25 protein-coding genes are annotated in these 24,877 nt (G+C 39.5%); 14 read left to right on the top strand and 11 right to left on the bottom strand.

Annotated elements, in window-relative coordinates; translation table 11 throughout:
- Positions 1 to 52 precede the first annotated feature (52 nt).
- From hypB to hypE, 3 genes are read left to right on the top strand one after another with little or no spacing between them, the layout of a single operon-like run.
- On the top strand, positions 53 to 859 hold the full coding sequence (gene hypB / locus INQ00_RS08280) for a hydrogenase nickel incorporation protein HypB (protein ID WP_197546768.1): 807 nt from the start codon (positions 53 to 55) through the stop codon (positions 857 to 859).
- A gap of 9 nt (positions 860 to 868) precedes the next feature.
- Positions 869 to 1,981, top strand: a complete 1,113-nt coding sequence (gene hypD, locus INQ00_RS08275) for a hydrogenase formation protein HypD (protein WP_197546767.1) — start codon at positions 869 to 871, stop codon at positions 1,979 to 1,981.
- A 4-nt stretch (positions 1,982 to 1,985) separates the two neighbouring features.
- Positions 1,986 to 2,999 (top strand): hydrogenase expression/formation protein HypE, encoded by a 1,014-nt coding sequence (hypE, locus tag INQ00_RS08270; RefSeq protein WP_049385154.1) that lies wholly within the window; start codon positions 1,986 to 1,988, stop codon positions 2,997 to 2,999.
- 67 nt (positions 3,000 to 3,066) lie between these two features.
- Here hypE and INQ00_RS08265 read toward each other — a convergent pair whose 3' ends face one another.
- The 3 genes from INQ00_RS08265 to purR all read right to left on the bottom strand — a co-directional run bounded on the left by INQ00_RS08265 (position 3,067) and on the right by purR (position 7,331).
- A complete protein-coding gene (locus INQ00_RS08265) occupies positions 3,067 to 3,390 on the bottom strand; it encodes an HI1450 family dsDNA-mimic protein (RefSeq protein ID WP_049385155.1) in 324 nt (107 codons plus the stop codon).
- Positions 3,391 to 3,503: 113 nt separating this feature from the next.
- Complete coding sequence (gene ppc, locus INQ00_RS08260) at positions 3,504 to 6,143, bottom strand: phosphoenolpyruvate carboxylase (protein WP_197546766.1); 2,640 nt, start codon at positions 6,141 to 6,143, stop codon at positions 3,504 to 3,506.
- Positions 6,144 to 6,320: 177 nt separating this feature from the next.
- The gene (purR, locus tag INQ00_RS08255; protein WP_197546765.1) at positions 6,321 to 7,331 is read right to left on the bottom strand and encodes an HTH-type transcriptional repressor PurR; all 1,011 of its coding nucleotides are present in this window, start codon (positions 7,329 to 7,331) and stop codon (positions 6,321 to 6,323) included.
- A 394-nt stretch (positions 7,332 to 7,725) separates the two neighbouring features.
- Between purR and INQ00_RS08250 the strand changes: the two genes are divergently transcribed.
- The 11 genes from INQ00_RS08250 (at position 7,726) to INQ00_RS08200 (ending at position 18,159) form a co-directional block, all read left to right on the top strand.
- Positions 7,726 to 8,496, top strand: coding sequence for a glycosyltransferase family 25 protein (locus tag INQ00_RS08250; protein ID WP_269473879.1), 771 nt, complete (start codon positions 7,726 to 7,728; stop codon positions 8,494 to 8,496).
- 8 nt (positions 8,497 to 8,504) lie between these two features.
- Positions 8,505 to 9,704, top strand: coding sequence for a hypothetical protein (locus INQ00_RS08245; protein WP_197546764.1), 1,200 nt, complete (start codon positions 8,505 to 8,507; stop codon positions 9,702 to 9,704).
- Positions 9,697 to 10,578: a glycosyltransferase family 2 protein gene (locus INQ00_RS08240; protein WP_197546763.1), complete on the top strand. Its 882-nt coding sequence runs from the start codon at positions 9,697 to 9,699 to the stop codon at positions 10,576 to 10,578. The genes INQ00_RS08245 and INQ00_RS08240 overlap by 8 nt, the downstream gene beginning before the upstream one ends.
- Before the next feature lie 22 nt (positions 10,579 to 10,600).
- On the top strand, positions 10,601 to 11,404 hold the full coding sequence (locus INQ00_RS08235) for a glycosyltransferase family 2 protein (RefSeq protein ID WP_049375063.1): 804 nt from the start codon (positions 10,601 to 10,603) through the stop codon (positions 11,402 to 11,404).
- A gap of 33 nt (positions 11,405 to 11,437) precedes the next feature.
- On the top strand, positions 11,438 to 12,547 hold the full coding sequence (locus tag INQ00_RS08230; RefSeq protein WP_197546762.1) for a lytic murein transglycosylase: 1,110 nt from the start codon (positions 11,438 to 11,440) through the stop codon (positions 12,545 to 12,547).
- 79 nt (positions 12,548 to 12,626) lie between these two features.
- Positions 12,627 to 13,766, top strand: coding sequence for a cytochrome-c peroxidase (locus tag INQ00_RS08225; protein WP_197547519.1), 1,140 nt, complete (start codon positions 12,627 to 12,629; stop codon positions 13,764 to 13,766).
- 100 nt (positions 13,767 to 13,866) lie between these two features.
- The gene (locus INQ00_RS08220) at positions 13,867 to 14,982 is read left to right on the top strand and encodes an ABC transporter substrate-binding protein (protein WP_049369299.1); all 1,116 of its coding nucleotides are present in this window, start codon (positions 13,867 to 13,869) and stop codon (positions 14,980 to 14,982) included.
- 15 nt (positions 14,983 to 14,997) lie between these two features.
- Positions 14,998 to 16,047 (top strand): FecCD family ABC transporter permease, encoded by a 1,050-nt coding sequence (locus INQ00_RS08215; protein ID WP_197546761.1) that lies wholly within the window; start codon positions 14,998 to 15,000, stop codon positions 16,045 to 16,047.
- Complete coding sequence (locus INQ00_RS08210) at positions 16,047 to 16,820, top strand: ABC transporter ATP-binding protein (protein WP_197546760.1); 774 nt, start codon at positions 16,047 to 16,049, stop codon at positions 16,818 to 16,820. Before INQ00_RS08215 ends, INQ00_RS08210 begins: the two co-directional genes overlap by 1 nt.
- A 12-nt stretch (positions 16,821 to 16,832) precedes the next feature.
- A complete protein-coding gene (locus INQ00_RS08205; RefSeq protein ID WP_049357412.1) occupies positions 16,833 to 17,267 on the top strand; it encodes a pseudoazurin in 435 nt (144 codons plus the stop codon).
- Between the two features lie 70 nt (positions 17,268 to 17,337).
- Positions 17,338 to 18,159, top strand: a complete 822-nt coding sequence (locus INQ00_RS08200) for an ATP-grasp domain-containing protein (RefSeq protein WP_197546759.1) — start codon at positions 17,338 to 17,340, stop codon at positions 18,157 to 18,159.
- Between the two features lie 55 nt (positions 18,160 to 18,214).
- Here the strand turns inward: INQ00_RS08200 and INQ00_RS08195 are convergent, their stop codons facing one another.
- The 8 genes from INQ00_RS08195 to INQ00_RS08160 form a co-directional block, all read right to left on the bottom strand.
- The gene (locus tag INQ00_RS08195; RefSeq protein WP_197542100.1) at positions 18,215 to 18,811 is read right to left on the bottom strand and encodes a PM1805 family lipoprotein; all 597 of its coding nucleotides are present in this window, start codon (positions 18,809 to 18,811) and stop codon (positions 18,215 to 18,217) included.
- 101 nt (positions 18,812 to 18,912) lie between these two features.
- Positions 18,913 to 19,236 (bottom strand): c-type cytochrome, encoded by a 324-nt coding sequence (locus tag INQ00_RS08190; RefSeq protein WP_197546758.1) that lies wholly within the window; start codon positions 19,234 to 19,236, stop codon positions 18,913 to 18,915.
- Positions 19,237 to 19,241: 5 nt separating this feature from the next.
- Positions 19,242 to 19,721, bottom strand: a complete 480-nt coding sequence (locus INQ00_RS08185) for a TlpA family protein disulfide reductase (RefSeq protein ID WP_070590733.1) — start codon at positions 19,719 to 19,721, stop codon at positions 19,242 to 19,244.
- Positions 19,711 to 20,382, bottom strand: coding sequence for an ABC transporter ATP-binding protein (locus INQ00_RS08180; RefSeq protein WP_178162252.1), 672 nt, complete (start codon positions 20,380 to 20,382; stop codon positions 19,711 to 19,713). The genes INQ00_RS08185 and INQ00_RS08180 overlap by 11 nt, the downstream gene beginning before the upstream one ends.
- A gap of 1 nt (position 20,383) precedes the next feature.
- Positions 20,384 to 21,517 carry an ABC transporter permease gene (locus INQ00_RS08175; protein WP_197546757.1) on the bottom strand — a complete coding sequence of 378 codons (1,134 nt, stop codon included), beginning with the start codon at positions 21,515 to 21,517 and terminating at the stop codon, positions 20,384 to 20,386.
- Positions 21,504 to 22,844, bottom strand: a complete 1,341-nt coding sequence (locus tag INQ00_RS08170; RefSeq protein WP_197546756.1) for an ABC transporter permease — start codon at positions 22,842 to 22,844, stop codon at positions 21,504 to 21,506. Before INQ00_RS08170 ends, INQ00_RS08175 begins: the two co-directional genes overlap by 14 nt.
- Positions 22,844 to 24,238, bottom strand: a complete 1,395-nt coding sequence (locus tag INQ00_RS08165; protein WP_197546755.1) for a Fe-S-containing protein — start codon at positions 24,236 to 24,238, stop codon at positions 22,844 to 22,846. The genes INQ00_RS08170 and INQ00_RS08165 overlap by 1 nt, the downstream gene beginning before the upstream one ends.
- A 115-nt stretch (positions 24,239 to 24,353) precedes the next feature.
- Positions 24,354 to 24,875, bottom strand: coding sequence for an iron transporter (locus INQ00_RS08160; protein WP_049357398.1), 522 nt, complete (start codon positions 24,873 to 24,875; stop codon positions 24,354 to 24,356).
- Positions 24,876 to 24,877: the final 2 nt, after the last annotated feature.

The following is a 24,877-nucleotide window of genomic DNA, read 5'->3' as shown; positions in this document are numbered from 1 at the left end:
ACCATAGATTCTAAGCATTTACAGAATAAACGAAAAATTATTGAGGTGACTTATGTGTACAACCTGTGGCTGTGGCCATCCAGACCAAGTCAGAATCGGTGAATTACCGCATGTTCATAATGATTCCAACGCGCAACATGCGATAAAACTACCTAATTTTTCTCACTCCTCATTCCGCATGCCAGACACGCCGCAACAAGAAGAAACGCAACAACGATTACTGAAAGTAGAACAAGATATTCTCGGTGCAAACAATCAATTAGCCGATATGAATCGTCGTTTTTTTGCGAATCAGCATATTTTGGCACTTAATCTTGTTTCAAGTCCTGGCTCAGGCAAAACAACCTTGTTGACGACCACATTAAACGCATTAAAAAATGACTATCCTTGTTATGTGATCGAGGGCGATCAACAAACAGAAAACGATGCGGATCGTATTCGTCAAACGGGTGTACCAGCGATTCAAGTTAATACGGGTAAAGGTTGTCACTTAGATGCACAAATGATTGGTAATGCATTGGTGAAATTGCAGCCACAGGAAAATAGTCTGATGTTTATTGAAAATGTCGGAAACCTAGTCTGTCCGTCAGAATTTGATTTAGGCGAGCATGCTAAAGTGGTGATCTTATCCGTGACAGAAGGCGAAGATAAACCGTTAAAATATCCACATATGTTTGCGGCTTCGAAGTTAATGATTTTAAACAAAGTAGATTTACTGCCGTACTTAAATTTTGATGTGGAAAAATGTATTGCTTATGCGAAACAAGTGAATCCGACAATTGAGGTTATCCAGTTGTCTTCTCAAAGTGGAGAAGGATTACAGCAGTGGCTAGATTGGTTAAAAGTGCAAGAACGATAGGAGCATCAAATGCAGTTTGTTGATGAATTTCGTGATCCTGAACTGGCAAAAAGTCTGTTGCAGCGACTACAAAAAATAATGGAAAAACAACCGCACTTTACGCCAGAAAATCCGTTATATCTGATGGAGGTCTGCGGCGGACATACTCATACCATTTTTAAATTTGGGCTTGATCGTTTATTACCGAAAAGTATTGAATTTATTCACGGTCCAGGTTGCCCGGTATGTGTCCTACCGATGGGGCGAATTGATGTTTGTATTGAGATTGCTCGTCGTCCAGAAGTAATTTTCTGTACTTTCGGTGATGCTATGCGAGTACGCGGACGTTTAGGTTCATTATTAGAAGCCAAAGCACAGGGCGCGGATGTTCGTATCGTTTATTCACCGCTTGATGCATTGAATATCGCATCAAATAATCGAGACAAAAAAGTCGTGTTCTTTTCACTCGGTTTTGAAACGACGATGCCAAGTGCTGCGATTACCTTGCAACAAGCGAAAAAACAGCAGGTAAACAACTTTTTTGTGGTATGCCAAAATATTACCATCATCCCGACATTACACAGCTTATTGTCACAAGGACAAGTCAAAATTGACGGCTTTCTTGCACCAGGTCATGTAAGCATGGTAATTGGTTCTGAACCTTATCAGGAATTGTGTGATACCTACCATAAGCCTTTTGTAATCACTGGTTTTGAGCCTTTAGATATCCTACAAGCAATTTTAATGTTGGTGACACAGATTGTTGAAAAACGCTGTGAAGTGGAAAATCAGTATAAACGCATAGTGCACCAACACGGCAATGTGTTGGCTCAACAGGCAATAAGCGAAGTATTCCGCTTGAAAGCCAGCAGCGAATGGCGAGGATTGGGCGAAATTGCAGAATCTGGCGTAGAACTGACAGATGATTATCAATGCTTTGACGCAGAAGCGCATTTTGCTTGTCAGCCACATCAAGTTGCTGATGATCCTGATTCTCGCTGCGGTGATGTATTAATCGGTAAATGCAAGCCGGCTGATTGCCCATTATTTGCTAAAAAATGTAATCCAGACAATGCCTATGGTGCATTGATGGTGTCTTCTGAAGGGGCATGTGCGGCTTATTATCAATACAGACGGGAATAAAACAATGACTGATTTTATTACGATGGCACACGGAAATGGCGGTGCCACAATGCAAGAGTTGATCCGCGATTATTTTGTCGAGGCCTTTGATAACCCGATACTTTCACAAGGCGAAGATCAGGCTCGCATTGCTTTACAAGAAATGAACGCTTTAGGCGGAACATTAGCTTTTTCTACCGACAGTTTTGTCATTGATCCGATTTTTTTTCCTGGTGGAGATATTGGTAAACTCGCCGTTTGTGGCACAGCTAACGATGTTGCCGTATGCGGTGCCGTACCAAAATATTTGTCTTGTGGCTTTATTTTGGAAGAAGGCTTACCACTGGAAACCTTAAAAAAATTGATCCAGTCTATGGCAAAAGCCTGCCATTCAGCCGGTATTCAAGTGGTAACAGGTGATACCAAAGTGGTACAAAAAGGCGCGATAGATAAAGTGTTTATCAATACGGCAGGTATTGGTGTGATTCCAAACGGGCTCGACTGGGGCGTGCATCGTATTCAGCCTGGCGATCAGATTATTGTGAGTGGTACTTTGGGTGATCATGGTGCAACCATTTTGAATTTACGTGAAAATCTCGGTATTCAAACTGATTTATGCAGTGATTGCGCCGTGCTTGCACCGCTTATTGATTGTATTCGTCCGATTGAAGGCGTGAAAGCCGTACGCGATGCGACCCGTGGTGGTGTGAATGCGGTACTTCACGAATTTGCGCAGGCACAGAAAGTGGGGATTCAAATTGATGAAACGGTATTACCAATTCGTCAGGAAGTACGCGGTATTTGCGAATTACTCGGTTTGGATGCGTTGAATTTTGCTAATGAAGGCAAATTGGTAATTGTGGCAGATAAAGCAAAAACAGCTGAAATTCTGACCGCACTTCGTAACCATCCATTAGGTGAAAATGCGGCCGTAATCGGCGAGGTAACGACTGATGGCAAAGTTCGTGCAGTTGGTCTTTTCGGTCAAAGTCGTTTATTAGACTTACCACGCAACGAACCTTTACCACGCATTTGTTAAGCAAAAACCGGTTTAATTTTTAATTAAACCGGTTTTAGTTTGTAAATTGATATAGAGAGAAGAGTGATTATTTTTTCCAAATAACGTGGAATTCGCGATCTTCTTCTCGATGTGAAATTAAGAATTTTGCAAACACATCATCCATTTCATCTTTATCATTCACTAAACCCACCCAAACTTCAGCAAAAGCGTCAGGATCGATTAACACCCCAATTTCTTGTTCCCAATCGTCTGCTGTTTCGACAAACTCGACCGCACCACGATCTTCAAATTGCAGATTGAATAGCATAATATCAGCGGGATCGAGATTTTCGCCTGCCATTTCTAAGAAAATATCATAAGCAAGATCAATCGCTGCATCGGGATCGAGTTTTTGAATATCAGTTGTCATTGGGTTTTCCTTCATCAAGTAAATTGCGCGTATGATACCGCAAGAAATAGAAAACAAAAAGTACGGCCAAATTTATCATTATTTTTGACCGCACTTATTTTTAGTTGCCGTAACTAGCCCGTATTTCGCATACCTGCGGCAATACCTGTGATAGTAATCATCAGGGCTTGTTCGACATCAGGGCTTGGGTTTTCAGGCGATTCACGGAAACGACGGAGCAATTCTACTTGAAGGAGATTGAGCGGATCCGTATAAACATTACGTAACGCAATAGAATCGGCGATCCATGGCAAGTCTGCCATTAATTCATCTTTGTGAGAAAGCGAAAGCACGGTTTTAATATCTGCATTCAGTTGATTACGCAGATTTTCACCTAAGTACCAAAGCTCTTTTTTCACTAAGTTGTGATCATATTGTTCAGAAAGCCAAGTATCGGTTTTACTGAAGACCATTTCCAACATGCCCACACGAGTAGAGAAGAATGGCCACGCTTTACACATTTCTTCAATAATATGACCTTTGCCTTCATCTACAATTTTTTGAATTGCCGCACCCGCACCCAGCCATGCCGGTAGCATTAAGCGGTTTTGCATCCAAGCAAAAATCCATGGAATGGCACGTAAGCTTTCTACGCCACCATTTGGATTACGTTTTGCAGGGCGAGATCCAAGTGGCAGTTTAGACAGTTCTTGTTCTGGTGTGGCACTACGGAAATAAGGTACGAAGTCTTTATCACCACGAACAACACTACGGTAAATGTCACATGAAGTAGCGGAAAGCTCATCCATCACAGCACGCCATTCTGCTTTTGGTTCTGGTGGTGGAAGTAAGTTTGCTTCTAAAATTGCACTCGCGTAAAGATCAAAGGTTTCAACCGCAACTTCGGGTAAACCAAGTTTAAAGCGGATCATTTCCCCTTGTTCAGTCACACGTAAACCATTTTTGAGTGAGCGCGGAGGTTGGGAAAGTAATGCCGCATGTGCAGGCGCGCCACCACGACCGATTGTACCACCACGACCATGGAATAAAGTGAGTTCAATACCCAGTTCTTCGGTTAAATTGACTAATGCTTCTTGTGCACGATATTGTGCCCATGATGCCGCCATCATGCCCGCATCTTTAGCTGAATCAGAATAACCAATCATCACCATTTGATGATTATTAATCACCCCACGATACCAACCAATATTAAACAATTGACGCATGACACCTTCAGAGGCATCTAAGTCATCTAAGGTTTCAAAAAGTGGCACAACAGGAATGTGATAAGCCACGCCCGCTTCTTTTAATAATAAATGCACGGCGAGTACATCAGAGGCACTTCTTGCCATTGAAATAATATAGCAAGCAATTACGCCTTGTTTTTGTTGGGCAATGACTTTGCAAGTCTCTAAAATTTCTTGGGTTTCTGCAGACGGCTCCCAATGGGTTGGAATTAATGGACGGCGAGAATTTAATTCACGTACCAAGAAAGATTGTTTTTCTGCTTCGCTCCATTGTGCATAATCGCCAATACCAAGATAACGTGTAATTTCTGCGATAGCATCTGTATGACGCGTGCTTTCTTGACGGATATCCATTTGTGAAAGCGTGACACCAAAACAGCGAATGCGATGCAAAATATCCAATAATGAACCATTGGCGATAATCCGCATGCCACACGCCATTAATGATTGATAGCAATCATAGAGCGGTTCCCAAAGTTGATTATCTTCCATAATGATATCCGCTTGGCTTACGCGTGGTGGACGATTAGTCATGCAATCTTCAAAGTAATCAAGGGTCGCGATAAGTTTTGCACGAAGTTCTTTGACCACAAAACGATAAGGCTCTAAATGCTCACCATATTTTGCAGTAAATTCTGACGTGCATTTCACCATAGATAATTCATCGGCAAGGGATTTGATGTCATTTAAGAATAAATCTGCTGCTTTCCAACGAGCAAGATAGAGGACTTGCTGAGTAATTTTTGAAGTAACAAATGGGTTACCATCACGGTCACCGCCCATCCAAGAAGAAATTCTGACAGGGCGTAAGCCCACAGGTAAATCATAACCTAAGAAGCTACGGGCATGTTCATTTAATTGACGTAAGAATTCCGGTACCCCTTGCCATAGGCTATTTTCAATCATGGCGTAGCCCCATTTGGCTTCATCGAATGGGGTAGGGCGAACAGTACGGATTTCATTAGTATGCCAAGCTTCAGCAATTAAACGAAGCAACAGACGTTCAATAATGCCGCGTTCTTTCGGTGTTAAGTCATCGTGCTCTAATTTGCTTAAACATTTATTGATCTCAACGTGTTTATGGACTAAAGAACGACGTGTAGTTTCGGTTGGGTGTGCCGTTAATACAAGCTCAATAAGCAAGTTTTCAACGGTTTTGTAAACCTCTTCTTTTGAGGCATTTTGCGCTTTTAAACGTTGAAATAAAGCACTTAATGAACGATTAGAGGATTGTAAATCTTTATGTTGGCGAGAGACCGTTTGGTATTGTTCAGCGATATTCGTCAGATTAAGAAAATGGCTGAATGCACGCGCAACGGGAATAATGTTTTCGTTAGAAATGGTGGAAAGGGTATCCAACAATGTTTTACGTGCTTGGCTATCGCCCGCTCGAGATTGTTTGGACAATTGTCGAACATTTTCAATCAAGGTAAGAATGTCTTCGCCTTGTGCATCATTGATGGTTTCTCCAAGAAAACGCCCTAACATATTAATATTATGGCGGAGAGTGCGATACTCATCAGTCATATAAACTCCGATAAAGAAAAAATAAAATAAAACCAGGAGAGATATAACCAAAAATATGTATCTGGATCAAATGCTATACGTCGAAAACTTGCATTAAATCAAAAAAGCTGAAAATAAGTAAAAAAAAGACCGCACTTTTTTAGATAAAATTTAAAGTGCAGTCAAAAAATTTAATGTTTATGCAAGTGTACGAACTGATTTTCGTAGTACCAATTCTGGATGGATCGCAATACGATGTTTTTCGTGATTGTCGTTATCTTTATTCGCAATACGTTCAAATAAGAGATTCACTGCCTGTGCACCTAAGCGCGACTTCGATTGGTGAATCGTTGTGAGTGGCGGTGCATAGAAACGTGATGAGTGAATATTATCATAGCCAATAATCGAGATATCATCAGGTACGCGCAAACCTTTTTCCGTAATAGCAGAAATTGCACCTAATGCCATCACGTCATTACAGCAGAAGACTGCAGTAGGTAGGCTGTCTTGTGAAAGGATCTTGTTCATGCACTCGTAACCGTCTTCTGGCTCAAAGAAACCTTCCATAATCCAATTTTCATGAATTGGTAGATTGGCTTCATTCATGGCTTTCACAAAACCTTCATAACGGGTTCTTGCGGTAGTTTTATCCAATTCCCCCGCAATAAGACCAATGGCTTTATGACCACAATCAATTAAATGCTTAGTCGCAATATAACCGCCCGTAAAGCTGTTATCTTCAATGATATCGGTATCCACATTAGGGCCCCAATCCATTACCACCATAGGTACGGAAGAGAAACCTGAAAGCACATCAAGTGAATGTTGCGTATATTCAGAACACATCACCAATAAACCATCTACGCGTTTTTTGGCAAGCATGTCGACGTGATTTTTAATTTTTTCAGGATCATTTTGTGTATTACACAAAAAAAGTGAATAACCTTGACGATAACAATGATCTTCAACGGCATGAATGATTTCAGCAAAATAAGGGGATTCACTGGTGGTCACAATCATCCCAATAGATTTTGTCGTATTGACTTTCAAACTACGCGCAACAGCACTAGGTGAGTATTTCAAGCTTTTAATGGCTTGCATCACTGCCTCTTCGGTTTCCTTTGCTACAAAACGGGTTTTATTAATTACATGGGAAACTGTGGTGGTGGAAACACCAGCCATTTTCGCGACATCTTTAATTGTTGCCATAATTTTGCCTCTAGAGAATTTTTCCCATTATAAAGACTGTCACCAAATAGGTTAAGCAAATTATAAAAAATTTTTGAAAAAACGTACTTTATTGTTAGAATGGGTTATCTTTAACTAAACAAGTGGGAAATTAAAATGGGTGATTTTGGTTACGCGATGCTAACAGTAGTACTTTCTTTAAGTGTTGTAGTTGGTTTAGCAGTTTCAATTTTCTAATTGAAAGAAAAACATATTTAGGATTAACCGCGCTTTAAGCAATTAAAGTGCGGTTATTTTTTTGTTGTTTTTTGTCTCTGAGCTAAAAGCAATGCCAACAGACTATTTCTTTAGTATAATTTGCAACTATTTTCGTTTGTTGCAATCAAAATAACGCAAAAACTAAATTGAGATAATTATGAATAAATATTTGATTTCACTAGATAAAGATGTTCAGCGTCGTGAGCTGTTTTTTGCTCAACCAGATACCGCTGATTTTGCTGTATTTTCAGCGATTAATACCATGCAAAAAGAATGGGAAGAATTGGCAGAAGTGTTCAATCCAACGAAGTTTGAACAGTATTATGGACGCAACGTCACAAAAGGCGAAATTGGTTGTACATTAAGCCATTTAGCGGTTTATCGCCAGATCGTAGAAGATCAAAATGTGGCGGAAAATGACTATGCTTTAGTCTGTGAAGATGATGCGTTATTTAATGCTAATTTATCGCCAAACACAACCGCACTTTTAACCGAAAAATGTGATGCAGATATTGTATTAATCGGGCAGTCAAAAATTGCGGAATTTGATGATGTGGAATTGGAAATTAATTATCCGACAACCTTCTCATTTTTACGTCAAACAGTGGGTGATGTCACCGTGGCTTATCCATATAAAAGTTATTTTGCGGGTACGGTAGCATACTTAATTAAAAAATCAGCGGCACGTGCATTTTTAAGACAGATCGAACAAGAAAAACCGTTTTGGCTGGCTGATGATTTCTTATTATTTGAAACCCAATTCCATATTAATAACAATGTAGTTCGTCCGCTTGTGGCCATTGAAAATCCACAATTAGTGAGTAATTTGGAAGCGATTCGCGGTTCAAAATCCAATAATTTAGTGAAGAAATTAATTAAATATCCGCTCAAAAAAATCTTAGCGGTGAAAAAGAATTTAGGAAAATAACATAAAAAATGACCGTACTTTTTAACCTTTTTTACCTTTATGATCCTTGGCTGTTCCATGTCGTACGAATGTCATTCGTCGCGGGCTTGGCTGCACTGGTTGTTTTGGCTTATCAGTACATTAAAAAGCAGAAACCACAAGGCATCATTTTGCCTTTAGACAGTCTTGCTGTTTTAGGCGGATTGATTGTTTTCAGTGTGATTCCGTTATTGCTTAATGACACAAAAGATCTTTCTGTTATCACCATGTATGTAAAGGAATTGATTTTATTCTTATTAGGTGTGGGACTTTATAATGCCTTTTATGCCAATGCAAACGGACAACAACGAGTCGTGAGAGATTTACAAATTGGTGTTGTGGTGCAATTTGTAGTGGGCATCATTGGCTTGCTCGGCGCATCATTTATGATCGATTTCTTGCTTTCGACCAATGCGGTGTTACCTGCCCGTTTTTATGGTTCAGAGCAGGAATATCGCTTATATAACATCACCGCAACCGCTTTTTTCCAATTGAGTTTATTCTATTTGATGCTGTTGCATTTCTTACTGGCTTACAACGCTAAACATAATACACTTCCAAGTATTTTAGTGTTTTTTATGCTATGTATCGGATTAATTTCAGGACGTACATTCCTTCTGTTATCGGTTGTGAGCATTTTAGTGTATTTCAAATGGCGTTATGTTCCATCACTCATTGCATTTGCTATTTTGGTCTTGTTATTGGCGTATTTCTTACCAGAAAATCCTTATGTGGCACATGCTTTAGAACCGGTGATCAATTTATTACACGGTGCAGGATTTGTCAGTTCGTCAACGGATACCTTGATGAAAAACCACCTGTTCATGCCAACGCTTAAACAGTTTATTTATGGCGATGGCATGTATATGACAGGGCAGTTGGAAGTTGGCCGTTATTATGGTCATACGGATTCCGGTTTCTTACGCCAAATTCTTTATGGTGGCGTGTCTTATGCTTTAGTGTGTTTTGCCGTGACATTCTATTTTGTACGCAAAGTCGCCTTAAATTGGTTTGATGGCAGCTGGAAATTTATCCTTTCTGCCTTTGTGATTTTGGCATTTTGTAACATCAAAGCAGACACCTTTGCTTTCCCTGGTATTATGTTTGTCATGCTGATGTTCTTATCGCTTTTTGGCACTCACGGTAAACAACTTATTTTATTTAAACAAAAGGAGCCGAAAGATGTTTAGTATCATCGTGCCTTCTTATAATCGGAAAGAAGAAATTCCTGCGTTATTGGAAAGTTTAACCAAGCAAACCACTTATAATTTTGATGTGGTGATTGTGGATGATTGCTCGAAAGAACCCGTTGAAGTGACACAATCTTATCCATTTGCAGTTAAAGTGATTCGTAACGAAACTAATCAAGGCGCCGCAGAAAGTCGTAATATCGGGGCAAGAAATGCCGATAATGATTGGTTGTTATTCCTTGATGATGACGATCGTTTTGCAAATGATAAATGTCAGACATTAGCCGATGTGATTGCAGAGCATGCCGATGTTAACTTTGTTTATCATCCTGCAAAATGTGAAATGGTCAATGAAGGCTTTAGCTATGTGACCAACCCAATTGAGCCACAAGAGATTAGCGTAGAGCGAATTTTACTGGCGAATAAAATCGGTGGTATGCCGATGATTGGGGTGAAAAAAGATCTGTTTTTAAAAATCGGCGGATTATCAACCGCACTTCGTTCATTGGAAGACTATGATTTCTTGCTGAAACTTGTGCAAGATCCAACGTTTAAAGCGTGCAAAGTAGCAGAACCATTAACTTATTGTACGTTCCATACTAAGCGTTCTAGCGTATCAACGGATACGACTAATACGCAAAAAGCGATTGATTATATCCGTGAAAATTATGTGAAAACGGCAGAGCAAGAAAAGAATTTTGCCATCAACGCACAATATATGTTGGCTTACCCACATATAATGAATTTATCCCGTAAAGCCGCTTTTTACTATTTTGAAATTTTTAAATTAACGAAAAGTATTAAGCAGCTAGTCATTGCCTTTGTGGTTTTAATTTCACCTAAATTGGCAATTAATTTGAAACGATTTATGTAGATAACTTATTAGATAGAGAAGTATGAAATTTTCAGTTTTAATGTCCTTATACATTAAGGAAAATCCACAATATTTAAGAGAATGTTTTGAAAGTTTAGTGGCTCAAACCCATCCAGCAGATGAGATTGTGTTGGTGTTTGATGGTGCGGTAACGCCAGAATTGGAAGCCGTGGTTTCTGAATTCGAAACCAAATTACCCTTAAACTTAGTGAAGTTGCCAAAGAACTTAGGCTTAGGCAAAGCGCTCAATGAAGGATTAAAACATTGTTCACACGATTGGGTCTTCCGTATGGATACCGATGATATTTGTGTGCCTGAGCGTTTTGCAAAACAAGTGGCGTTTATTGAGCAGCATCCAGATACGATTATTTTCGGTGGGCAGATTGCTGAGTTTGGTGAGAATATTCAAGACATCGTGGCATATCGTAATGTACCGACTGATGCTCAAGATATCGTTAAATTTACGCAAAAACGTTGTCCGTTCAATCACATGACGGTGGCGTATCAAAAAAGTGCGGTTATTAATTGTGGTGGATATGAAGATTTACAGGAAGATTATTACCTGTGGATTAAGCTTGTAGCACAAGGTCAAAAAGTGGCAAACTTGCCGGATATTTTAGTTTATGCCCGCGTAGGCAATGGTATGGTAGGGCGTCGTCGTGGTTTAAACCAAGCGAAAGCAGAATGGCGTTTATTTAAATTGAAACATCGCTTAGGTATTCAAGGCTTATTTTCTGGCTTATTCACCTTTGCCTTGCGTTCAGGTTCTCGCTTATTACCAACCTCATTATTGAAAGCCGTTTATAACCAATTTTTACGCAAATAATGCGATATTTTGATAATTAAAAAAGGAAAAGAAATGAATTTAATCTCAACGTTAAAAATGACTGCGTTATCGACCGCACTTTTATTAGTGGGTTGTTCAAGCAGTACAACAACATCATCAACAAAAAGTATTCCATCGGTAAGTAGTAACGCTGTTTACAGCAAGCCTAGAACCTTAGATAACTTTAATGATTACGTGCAGTTCTTAAAAGGTAAAGCAGCAGCTGAAGGCGTGTCTGCTTCTGTATTGAATACACAAAATAATATTCAATATATGCAAAAGGCGGTGGATTTAGATCGTGCCCAAGCGGGTAGAAGCAAGCGTAATTCAGATCAACCACAGTTACCCAATCCAAACGGCACAACCAATTATCTGAATAAAGTACTGACTCAAAATAAAGTGGATATTGCCGAAGAGCGTTATTGGGAAGTACAAGCGCCATTACAACAAGCAAGCCAACGTTATGGTGTTCAACAGGAATACATCCTTGCCCTATGGGGTATGGAAAGTAGCTTTGGTCACTACCAAGGTAGCTATGATGTACTTTCAGCTTTAGCCACATTAGCCTTTGATGGCAGACGTGAAGCCTTATTCAGTAAAGAATTTGTGAATGCGATGAAAATGTTAGAACGTGATCATATTCAACGCCACAGAATGTTAGGTTCTTGGGCGGGCGCAATGGGACAAACTCAATTTATGCCAAGTGCATTCTTGAATTATGCAGCAGATGGTAATAATGATGGCGTGAAGGATATCTGGAATAACCAATTTGATGCGTTTGCTTCAATTGCAAATTATCTTCACACTGTGGGTTGGGATAACAAATTGCCTTGGGGCGTTGAAGTCACATTAAATCAACCATTAGATTTATCGCTGTCTGGTATTGAGAAGAACAAAGCACGTTCATTAAGTGATTGGCAGTCTAAAGGTATCACCTTAGCAAGTTTCAGCCAACAAGAACAAGATAAATTGACCGCACTTTCGCAAGCCGATCTTTGGTTAGTTCGTCCTGATAAAGAAGTTGGGCGTGCATTCTTGGTCTCCAATAACTACCGCACAATTTTAGATTGGAATAAATCAAACTATTTTGGCGTGAGCATTGGAATGTTTGCTGATCGCATTAAGATGGCAACCGGCTTGTAGAAAATTATTTTCCTTTTATAATCCAACAAAGCTTTGTTGGATTATTTTTTATCTATAATTTGAATATTTGGAGAACATGATGCAAAAAAAATGGCTTTCAATTTTATTGTTTGCACCCTTGATGCAGAGCAATTATGCCTTAGCTGATCAAGCTAAGGAAAAAGAATTGAATTATCAAGGCTTGGGCGAAGTTCTGTTTTTTGATAAATCGCTTTCTTTTAATAAAACACAAAGCTGTTCAACTTGTCACAACCCGGGTACCGCCTTTGTGGATCAACGTAAAAATTCGGCAAATCAAATGATCTCTGAGGGGGATAATCCGCATCTTCATGGCAATCGAAATGCCAACACGGCACTTTATGCGATGTTTTCACCAGATTTTCATTTTGATGAAAAAATTCAAGATTATATGGGTGGACAATTCTGGGATGGTCGTGCAAAAGATTTAGCCGAGCAAGCAGGTGGTCCACCGGTTAATCCTGTAGAAATGGGTATGCCAGATAAAAAATCGATTGTCGAACGTTTAAAAGCGAATTCAATTTATTACAAGGCAATTACGGCTATTTATGGTGAAAGCATTTGGGCAGATACCGACAAAATCTATGCCATTATGGAAAAAGCCATTGCGGAGTTCGAAAAGCATGAATTATTTGCGCAATTCTCTTCAAAATATGATCGCACTCTAAAAGGTGAAGCAGAATTGACCGCACTTGAAGCGGAAGGTAAGGTATTATTTTTCGATAAAACACGAACAAACTGCAGTAACTGCCACCAGTCAAGTGAAGCGAATTCAGCAAAAGAAACCTTTACGAATTATCGCTATTACAATATCGGCGTGCCAAGTAACCAAGCGTTAATTAAGTTGAATAAACTCCCAGCTGATTATGTGGATAATGGATTGTTGGATAACCCAATGGTGAAAGGCGATGAAAAGCAAAAAGGTAAATTTAAAGTGCCAACATTGCGTAACATTAGTGTCACAGCACCTTATATGCATAACGGTGTTTTCCGCGATTTAAAAACCGTTTTACTATTTAAAGACAGTTTCAATAATCCTAATCGTAAAATTAATCCTGAAACAGGAAAAGCGTGGGATAAAGCCGAATATGCTCAAACCATTAATCCTGATGTTTTAAAAGCAAAACCGCTAACAGATGAAGAGATTAATGCGTTAGAGGCATTCTTAAAAACGTTAACTGACGAAGCTTACGAAGAATAATTAAGCGCCTGAGTTGAATTTAGCAATCGTTTTCGTTATTATTTTCACCGATAATTATTATCATTTTGAATTGTTTAATTTTACTCAGGAGATTTTTCTTATGAAAAAACGTTTTTCAACTTTAGCGATTGCCACTATTCTTGGTTTAAGTGCAGGTTTTGCCAATGCTGATCCCGTGAAAGTAAAAGATATACTTGATCGTGAAGTCACTGTAGATTTACCGGCAAAACGCGTGGTACTTGGTTTCTATTACCAAGATTATATGGCAGTTGGTGGTGATAAAGCGTTAGATAACGTTGTCGGTTTTTCTAAGAAAGTATGGTCTTCTTGGGCACCAGCTAGCTGGGAGTTATTTAGTAAAGCTGTGCCAAAATTGAATCAACTAGATGATGTGGGTGAAGTAGAGGAGGGCACATTCTCTGTGGAAAAAGTGCTTTCATTAAAACCTGATCTTTTAGTCTTAGCTGATTGGCAGTACGAAATGCTAGGATCTGATTTAGATGCTATCAATGAAGCGGGTATTCCAATTGTTGTATTAGATTACAATGCTCAAACCTTAGATAAGCACATTAAATCTACTGAAATTATTGGCGAATTAACCGGTCAGAAAGATCGCGCAGCAAAAATTGCGAAAGAATACAAAGACATTGTTGAACATATCCAGACTACGGTTAAAAATGCAAAATTAGCAAAACAACCGAAAGTGTATGTAGAGTTCGGTCGTGGTGGCCCTGCTGAACAAGGGATGACATTCTTCTCAAGCATGTGGGGCTCTATGATTAGCCTTGTAGGCGCAGAAAACGTTGCTCCTGCAGAAATTGGTAAATGGGGTACATTAGCTGCTGAAAAAGTATTAGCCGCGAAACCAGATGCGATTATTATTACAGGCCGTGAAACTGAATTGAAGAAAAATCAAGACGGTATGGTAATGGGCTTTGGTATTGAAAAAGCGGAAGCAGAACGTCGTTTAAACGCATTTAAACATCGTGCAGGTTGGGCTGAATTACCGGCAGTGAAAAACAACCGTGTTTACGCAGCCTATCATGCGAACTCTCGTACTCTATCAGACAGTGCTTCAGTTCAGTTTGTAGCTAAAGCCGCTTATCCTGATCTGTTTAAAGATTTAGATCCGCAACAAACTTACTTAAACTTCTATAAAAACTACTTACCGGTTACCCCGGAAGGTACGATTTATCTTTTCCCTGAAACCAAATAAAGGAAACGTTAATTAATGAAAAACAATTCTGTTGTAGCAGATATTGTGGCTAACCAGCGTAAGCTTGAACGCAAACGCTGGTTTGTTATTTTATCTTTTCTTGTGATTGGCGTGGTCAGTCTTATTCTCGACGTGATGACAGGCCCAGCGATGCTATCGGTATCTGAAGTTGTGAATGCGTTATTCGGTATCGGTGAAGTCGATAAAATGACTAACAATATTGTGCATAATTTACGTTTACCGATGGCAGTGATGGCGCTTGTAGTCGGGGCAACACTGGCTGTAGGTGGGGCAGAGATCCAAACCTTATTAAATAACCCTATGGCAAGTCCTTATACATTAGGACTCGCTGCAGCAGCAGGTTTTGGGGCTTCTGTTGTGATTGCTTTCGGAAGTTTTGGTTTACCGGTACAAATTGCAGTGCCAATTGGTGCGTTTGTCATGACCATGCTCGCGTCTGGGATTCTTTTCTTGTTTGCGTCTAAACGTCGTTTTAATTCTGAAATGCTCGTACTGGTAGGGATTGCATTGCTCTTTATTTTCCAATCCTTACTCTCATTAGTACAATTTATTTCGGCTCCCGAAGTCTCGCAGCAAATTCTTTTTTGGCTATTTGGTAGCTTAAATAAGGCCACGTGGCAAAGCTTAGTCATCATTACTGTTGTGACGACGATATGCGTAGCATTACTTTCAAAAGAGCTTTGGAAATTGACCGCACTTCGTTTAGGTGAAGATCGTGCAGCAAGTCTTGGTATCAATTTGCAAGTATTACGTATTAAGGTTTTAGTTCTTGTCGCAATGATGACGGCGACAGCAATTAGTTTCGTTGGCGTGATTGGCTTTATCGGCTTAGTTGCACCACATGTTGCTCGCATGTTACTTGGTGAAGATCAACGTTTCTTCTTACCGGGCGCAATGTTAGTCGGTGCGGCATTCTTATCCCTTTCTTCGGTATTATCCAAAGTTATTATCCCTGGAGCATTGTTCCCAGTGGGGATTGTTACCTCGTTTATTGGGGTGCCTTTCTTCTTTTGGATTATTTTAAATAATAAGAGGGGACAATAATGTTAGAATTAAAGAATCTTACGGTAAAACGAGGTGATCTCACCGTTGCTGATCACATTAATGTCCGTTTTGAAGAAGGTAAAGTTTACACGGTGCTTGGGCCAAACGGCACGGGAAAATCCTCCATGCTGAAAACCATTTTTGGTGAATTACCACATGAAGGAATGATTACCTATCAAGGCAAACAGCTAGAACGGACGAAGTTAGCAGATTGGCGTAAACCAATTGGCTATATGCCTCAAGATAGCCGAGTAGATGCAAGCTTGACCGCACTTGAAGTTGTCCTTTTGGGACGAATGGATAGTCTAACGATGCGAGTGAGCGATGAGCTTCTCACTGAAGCAGCAAGTATTATGGCACAATTAGGCATTGGTCATTTAGCCCATCGTGATATTCTGAATCTCAGTGGTGGACAACGTCAAATGGTGATGTTTGCTCAGGTTTTATTACGTGAGCCACAGATTTTAATGTTGGACGAGCCGGTTAGTGCGTTAGATATGCATCATCAGCTTAATCTATTAGAAGAAGTTTACACCTATACGAAACAGAAAAATCTGATTACTATAATGGTATTACATGATTTAAGTCTTGCTGCTCAATTTTCAGATGAGTTGATTTTACTTGGTGAAGGTAAAGTACAAGGCGTGGGCAATGCGCATCATGTTTTACAAGTAGAAACCATTAATCGTTTATATCGTGTAAACGTTGAATTATTGCAATGTAGTGCCGGTTTGCCGGTGGTTCGTCCACAACGTAAATCAGCACATTCTTAGAAGGAAATGAAAATGAAGAAAATCGCACTTGCAGCATTATTAGGTTTAAGTTTTGCTGCTCAAGCCGCTCATCATGACATCAAAATGTTGAATTCAAACAGTGAAGGCTCAATGGTTTTTGAACCGGGTTATTTAAAAGTACAACCAGGTGATACAGTGACATTTCGTCCGGAAAATAAAAGCCACTTTGTACACAGTAAAGCGATTCCTGAAGGTGCACAAAAATTCCAATCTGAAGAAGATCAGGAACTCACGATCACTTTAGATAAAGAAGGTGTTTATGTTTATACTTGCCCAGTACACCGTTCAATGAATATGAATGGTGTGATTCAAGTGGGTGATAATCTACCAAACAAAGAACAAGCAGAGAAAGTGGTGAAAGACCTTGAGAAAAAATCTATGACGAACAAAGGTCGTCTTGAAAAATATTTTGCTCAAGTAAAATAATTATTGAAATCGATGCGCCAGTTTGATGATTGGCGCATCTTCTTTATGTTTAAATCCGTTATTATTTACTATGCTTACAATCACCACTTGCAAAACTTATCCTTCGGCTCCTCAAAATCTTATTCTTGTTCAAACACAACTTTCTGATCAAGGTATTCCTACTCAATTTTTACCTTGGCAAGAAACATTACAGAGCCATTTTATTCTGCCTTTAGCCGCATGGGATTATGCAAATTTTTATGATGAATTTACTCAATGGATTAAACAGCATAAGAATGCATTCATCAATCCTGCGGAATTAATGTTATGGAATAGCCATAAAGGCTATCTATGTGACTTACAGAATTGGGGTGTCAATGTTATCCCAACCATTATTTGTTCAACAAAAACATCTGAGATTTTGACCGCACTTGAAAGCCAAGATTGGCCTGAATTTGTCATTAAACCTGCTGTAGGGCAGAGTGGTAATTTGGTAACAAAACTCAAACAAGGTGAAGTATTGCCTGATCTTTCTGCGTATGGTGAGCAAGTTGTGTTACAGCCCTTTATTCCTGAAGTGGCGACAAATGGTGAAACTAGTTTGATTTTTTTCAATGGTGTATTTAGTCATGCTATTCGCCGACAGCCACCTCAAAATGAATGGCGAGCGAATTCACAATATAAAGTTGAAATTATCCCTGTTGAGGTTGATAGCCATATCATTGAAACAGCATGCCATGTTTTACATAAATTGCCAGAAATGCCTATCTATGCACGAGTAGATGGAACGATTATTCACAATCAATTTCTATTGAATGAATTAGAATTGATTGAACCTGCGTTATATTTAGATTGTTGGGAAGGGGCAACAGAACGATTTGTAGATGTGTTAAAAAGTAAAATACTAAAATAAGCGCATAAAAAAACCTTACCTGTTACAGTAAGGTTTTTTCATCTTCAACGATTAATTATTTTGCAGCTGGAGCAGCTGGTGCGGCAGGTGCAAATTTTTGTGCTAAATCAGCACCGTCTTTTTGTAATTTAGCTACTGCAGCTTGTAGTTTTTCAACTTTAGCTTGATAAGCTTTAGTTTGTTCTTCAGTTGGTGCTTTAGTTGCTAAGTTTAATTGATCAACTAATAATTCACTTGATAATGCAAGTACTTCTTTATTTTGATCTTTGATGCTTTTCACTGAAGGTGAAGCAACTTCTAATTTATCTAAGCTTGCAATAGTATCTTCAACAGTTTTGTTGAAAGTTTTGATTGCTTCTTCAATTTTCTTCTCATCTTTTGCTTGAACCGCAGCAGTTAAATCAGATTGAAGTTTTTGTTGTGCAGCCATTTGAGCTTGAGCTTGGCTTGCATTCCATTCAAGTAATTTGTTGTAGTCAGCTTGTTCTTGAGCAGGCGTTGCTTCAGCAGGTTTTGCTGCTTCTTGTTTAGCTTCTGGTGCTGGCTGAGTTGTTTCAGTTTTTGCTGGAGCTGGTTTATCTGCTGGTTTATCACAAGCAGTTAAGAATAATGCAAATAATGCAGTTGCACTGATTTTAGTAAATTTGTTCATAAACAATCCTTTATTGATATATAAAAAATTTCTTAGCTTATAAAAACTAAGCCCTTTCTAAGACCTTACATTTTAAAATTAGTTTAAAAAAATTTCAAAAACTATTTTAGTGTTTGAATATATTCACTTAAATTATGAATATCTTGCTCACTTAAACGCTGTTTTGCAGGGCTTCCTGCACCAGTAATATTTCCCGCTTTTCGTTCTGAAAGTGCGGTTGAAATTTCTTCTGGTTTTAGTTGATTAATAATTTTTGACTCACCCATTGCTGGTTTTTCGCCTTGTTTCCCATGACAAGTAGCACAAGAGCGTTTATATACCTTTTCAGCTTTCACTAAGTCAGCTTCGGCAGAAAGTGTGGGTGTGGCAAATAAAAAGCCTAAAACGGGTAAAAGTGTAGAGAGTAAGTAAATTCGTTTTTGCATTTTGGCTAGCCTTTAAATAATTTATCTAAATCTTCTGCGGGAATCGCCCCTTCATATTTAGCCTGAATATTGCCTTCAGGTGTGATCACAAAGCTTGTTGGCGTGCCGATAAGCTGATAGCGTTCTGCTGTGATTTTTAATTGGTCTTTGATAACTGGCAACGTAAGCTGACGTTTGGCGACCACGGCTTTGGTATCCACTTTATCTCCATCCACATTAATGGCGATAAGTTGAACTTTATCTGGATTAGCTTCGGCTAATTTTTCGAATTCTTTTAATTCTGCGACACATCGTCCACAGGTTTCAGACCAGAATGTCAGTAAGCGAGTGCCTTTCCAATCATCAAGTTTCACTTCTTTACCTTGTAAATCATAGGCAGCGATGTCTGGTGCTTTTTGACCAATTGCAGCAACTTCATCTTTACAAGAAACGCTGCCAAAAATGACCGCACTTATGGCAAGTAGTTTGACGAATTTATTTTTCATGAATTTCCTCTTTTACAAATTTTCCGTGATGGAGATAAATAACACGATCGGTTAACTCACCTAATTCAGGATTGTGTGTAACCATAACGATGGTTCTACCTTGGCGATTTAATTCTTGTAGTAAATCCAGTACAAGCGCTTCATTTTTTTCGTCAAGGTTACCCGTAGGTTCATCGGCAAAAATAACAGGCGGTTGGTTCACTAATGCACGAGCAATACACACCCGTTGTTGTTCGCCCCCAGAAAGTTGGCTTGGACGGTGATCAATACGATGACCCAATCCCACTTGTTCGAGTACTGCTTTAGCTGCCGCTTCATCAATCACACTGTGATAGTGCTGTGCGAGCATTACATTTTCAAGTGCAGTCAAATAAGGAATTAAATGGAATTGTTGGAAGACTAGACCAATTTTTTCCGCTCGGAAACGTTGACGACCTACTTCATCCAGTTGTGCTGCATCGACGCCGTCTAAAATCACTTTACCTTCACTGGCGGTATCTAAGCCAGTTAGAATATTCATGAGTGTGGTTTTACCCGAACCCGATGCACCCATGATGGCAATAAACTCACCTTGACGAATTTGAATATTAATATCTTCTAAAGCAGTGACTTGCCCGAATCGTTTATATAAATGTTGCGTTTCAATCACAAATTCACTCATTTTATTCCCCTTTTAACACATTTGCGGTTTGAATATTTAAAGCCCGTTTGGTTGGTACAATCACCGCAATAAAGGCAACCAATAACGATAAGACGATAGTAATTGGAATAACTGGCAGACGCATATCAATATAAGATTTGAATACGGTTAATCCAAGTAATTGTGCCAAGATGTAGCCGAGAATCAGTCCCGCAACAATTGCGCAAAGTGCAATGATCAGAATTTCGGTACTAATTTGCTTAATGATGTCACTTTGTTTTGCACCTAAGGCTTTTTGCAGTGCAAATTCTTTTGCTCGCTCACCAACAATAGCAATCAATGTGGTATTCACACAAAGGGTGGCGAGAATCAAAATGACTAATGAGATTAAGCCCATCAATCCTTTGATTTTATCTAAAATCTGCCCTTCAGACGCTGAGACTTTTCGAATTGGGCGAGCTGTTAGATCGGGTTGGCGTTGCATAATGTCTTGCGCAAATTGTGCGACGTTACCTTGTTCATTTTTGACATTGAGCAAGGCGTTGTTTGCCAATCCTTCTTTATCTAACCAGCTTTGTGCAAATTCTAAGCTGACGATTAACATATTGTCTGTGGCATCACCCGCCTCAACAATACCTTTTATCGTGAATTCATGTTTTTCGACCGCATTTTTAGACAGAGTTAATTTACTTCCAACACCTAAATTAAGGCGTTCAGCTAAGGTTTTACCAATCATGGCATTGCGATCGTCAAAATTCACATTAATAGCTGAACCGGTAATTTGCCAATAAGGCGCGAGAACACGCATATCTTCAAACCACACGCCCATAATGACAATTTTTTCTAAATCACTTCGCGCAACGCCATATAAATAAGGGCTGCCTGCTGTGATGAAATTATCCGGTGCATGATGAAGAATTTGCTTTAATTGGCGCTCTTTCATCAAACCACCATTAGCCGCACCGATGTAAAAGTTTGCCCCAAAAGTACGGAGCTCTTGGCTCATTTTGGTATTAATATCGAAATATACTGCTGCCATTGCGGTTACAATAGACGCACCGACAGTCAATGCAGAGAAGATAATAAATACCCGTTGTAAACGTAGGCGTAATGCTTGGAAGATTAAACGCCAAAACATACTTTTATTGGCGGCCATACAGCACCTCCACAGGGTAAAGTTTGGCAATACGATGGGCTGGGAACCAAGTGCCCACCACAGCAATTAAAATAGACAGCATCAATACGCAAGGGATTACAATCCAAGCAAAACTCAGTGGCACGCCAAATAGCGCAGAGCCAATAAATCTTGCTAAGCCCCAACCTGCAATACAACCAAGAGTGCCACCAATTAAGGCACTGATAATGGCTTCGCAATAAAATAATAAAGCGATTTGCCATTGATATGCCCCTAAGGCTTTCATTAGACCAATTTCTTTTGAGCGCTCAATGATCCCTGTACTCATTAATGAGGCAATCCCCATGGCTGCCGCGATTAAAGCAGCGAGAGTAACGACAGCAAGCAATAACTGGATTTTACCAATGACGACCCCTTCTGACGCTGCGACTTGCCAAATTGGGCGAACAATAGCACCAGAAATGGCTTCTTCTAACTGATGTGAAATAGAAGAAACATAAGCCGTACAATACCAACGATCGTACTCTTCGGCATCTAACGCATCAGTATTGGCTCGCGCTTTACGAGAAAGGTCATTTTCAGGCACGGTAAGCGCAGAGACTTTAACTGATTGAATTTTCCCTTCTAAACCCAGTAATTTTTGTACAGCACTGAGTGGCATGACTAATTGATTATCTTCAGCACCACCTGTAGATAAAATACCGGTAATTTCAACCGCACTTTGATTATCAAGTTTATCATTTTGATAGTGGAGCTTGATCTTATCGCCTTGTTTTAAAGCAGTTCGTTGTGCTAATTGTTCACCAATGAGAGCAGGAATAAATTCACCTTCAGGCGTTTCAAGGTCATTGACCCATTCCCCTTCAACATGCCAATAAGGACTAATAATTTTTTGGCCAGTATGGAAATCATCTTCATCTGGTACAGGAATGTTGTGATCGAAAAATGTACCAAGCACATTAATTTGTTCAAGTGCGGTCGATTTTTCATGCGTTTTTGCAGAAAGAATTTCTGCTTTTACATTTGCACTTAACAATGGAGCGAATCCCACGATGTTATTTCGCCAAAAAATATCTTTAATATTCGGCAGTTCTTTTTCATCAAGGAAATCTTGGCTGCTTAAATCAGTGTTATGACTGAGTTCGCCAGGCAAGGCTGCATTGCTTGCAGGCTCAACCAAAATATTAGCACCATAAGATTTCAGCTCTTTCGCCATCTTGTCGCCGATATCAATAGAAACAGCTAATAGCGCAGAGACTAATCCAGCCGCCAAGAAAATAGTTACCACTGCTAAAAACTTACGTTTTATGCTAAAACGCCAAGATTGGAATAACATTCTTGCTAGCATTATTCCCCCTTACCTAAATATTTTTCAGGGTTATCACGGAATAAATCGAGGTTTTTCTCGCTTTCAAAGAAGTAAGTTTTACCTTCATAATTGTATTTGTGCTCCGTTTTAGTGTTTTTCATTTGGGTGCCACTAATCGGATCTTTTACATCGATTTCAACAATTGTGCTAAATAAATTCAGCCCTTCTTCTAAGCCGGTTCGATTAATGAGAATTTCAGTCTCAGTTTGTTGCCAATCTTCAATCGGTACAGGATTACAGCCACCCGGTTTACCAATAGATGGAATAAACATATGTACGCCGCAGCCCACGCAAACGACCTGGTTACCTTCCATGACATAGCCTTGGTCACCACAAAGCAAGCAGGCATCAAATACTGCGGCTAGACTCAATTTATCCGGTTGACGATTAATAACAAAGAAACGCACGGCTTTACCGTCATCAGCAATCCAGACAAAACGGTGTAATTTGCCATCTTTTACTTGTTCAATTGGAATATGCACTTGTTGCTTTTCATCTAAAGTCAGAGGAATTGCTTCTGAAAGTTGTGGTGGACGAGAAGCAATTTGTTCCCAATAAAGTTGTGTAGCAAAAATAATTGCTAAAGCTAAATATCCCCAACCGAGTAGGTGAGAGGACGTACGTAATGCAGCTAATTTTTGGCGTTTTTCAATGGGTTCTTGTGTGACATTAACTTGTTGCTTGCGTGATAAATGAATTTTGCCGTAAAAGATGGCAAGTATAACGAAGAGTAAGGCTGCACAGATGTAATTTAACCAGCGAGTGATTTCGCCTGATTTCGCAACAAAACTTAAACGAGGCTTGGTAAGCTCAAGCACCTGAAGTTTCATTAAAATTAATAAGACTTCACCGATAAGTGGAACAAGCAAGCAAACTAAGAGAAGGCTAATGGCACCTTTTAAAAGTGCGGTTGATTTTTGTTGTGTTTTTACCGCTTGTTTTAGAAGTAAATCGATCCAGCCTTGTAAGCATAAACAAAAAACAAAGGCAAAAATGACCGCACTTATATGTAAGATCGAATCGGTATTGATAACATCAGTAGAAACGAGGGCTGTAATGTTAGGATCTTTTGCCCAGAAGCTTCCTGCGATGAGCATTAATACAGTTTGCCAAAAGGCAGGTAAGCGACCTTTGCCGAAAATTAAACATAAGGCAAAGATAATCAATAGCACCAATATTACCGCATTGACGATTAAATTGGTGATTTGTCCCGCAGGTAAACTAAGGCGAAGTGCGATACCGGCAATAAAACCGAATAGGCTAAGCCAAATTATTTTTTTTGCACTTACAGTGGATTGTTTACTGTGATAAACACCGAGCAATAATGAAAAAGGTAAAAGTGCTTGAAGCAGGAAAGTAAAAAAATAATTCATAGTTTGACCATTTAATAGGATAAAACAGACAATATTTTAAGGTTAAATGAAATGCTATTGCCTTCCCAAGACAAACAAGGGAAGGCAAGTCGGTAAAATCAATATTTACCTGAGATTATTTGATGCCAGTGAATTTGAATTCATAGCTTACATCAAACGGTTTCCACCAACGACCTACACCCGTTTCAGAGTCGGTATGACGGTGCATACCTGCTTTCGATGGAGGGTCGATGTGGTAAGTTAATTTATAGTTACCCACGCCCATCATTTTCACGTTTGCACCATAGTGAGGACCGTCACCCGCTACCATTGGCATGAAGGTACCTTCTTGTTTTTCACCAGTATCAGCATTTACTAAAGTGTAGTTGATAGTTAAGTAAGGCATCCATTCACCATCACCAAAGCCATTTTTGTTACCTTTTACTGCGTGGATATCCGCTTCTAAGTGAATATCTGATTTCGCAGCAGGTAAACCCATGCCACGTGGTTCCATATCGATTGGTTTGAGATAAACCGCTGCAATTTCCATTTCATTCATGGTTACCGCTTCGCCGATTGGATACTCTTGGAATGCGTTTGCAGTAGACGCGGTGAAAATACCCGCAAATAATGCTGTTGCTAAAAGTGCTTTTTTCATTG

It is taken from the genome of Haemophilus parainfluenzae (assembly GCF_014931275.1).
In the GTDB taxonomy this organism is placed as follows: Bacteria; Pseudomonadota; Gammaproteobacteria; order Enterobacterales; family Pasteurellaceae; genus Haemophilus_D.
This window is presented reverse-complemented; position numbering and strand designations above follow the sequence as displayed.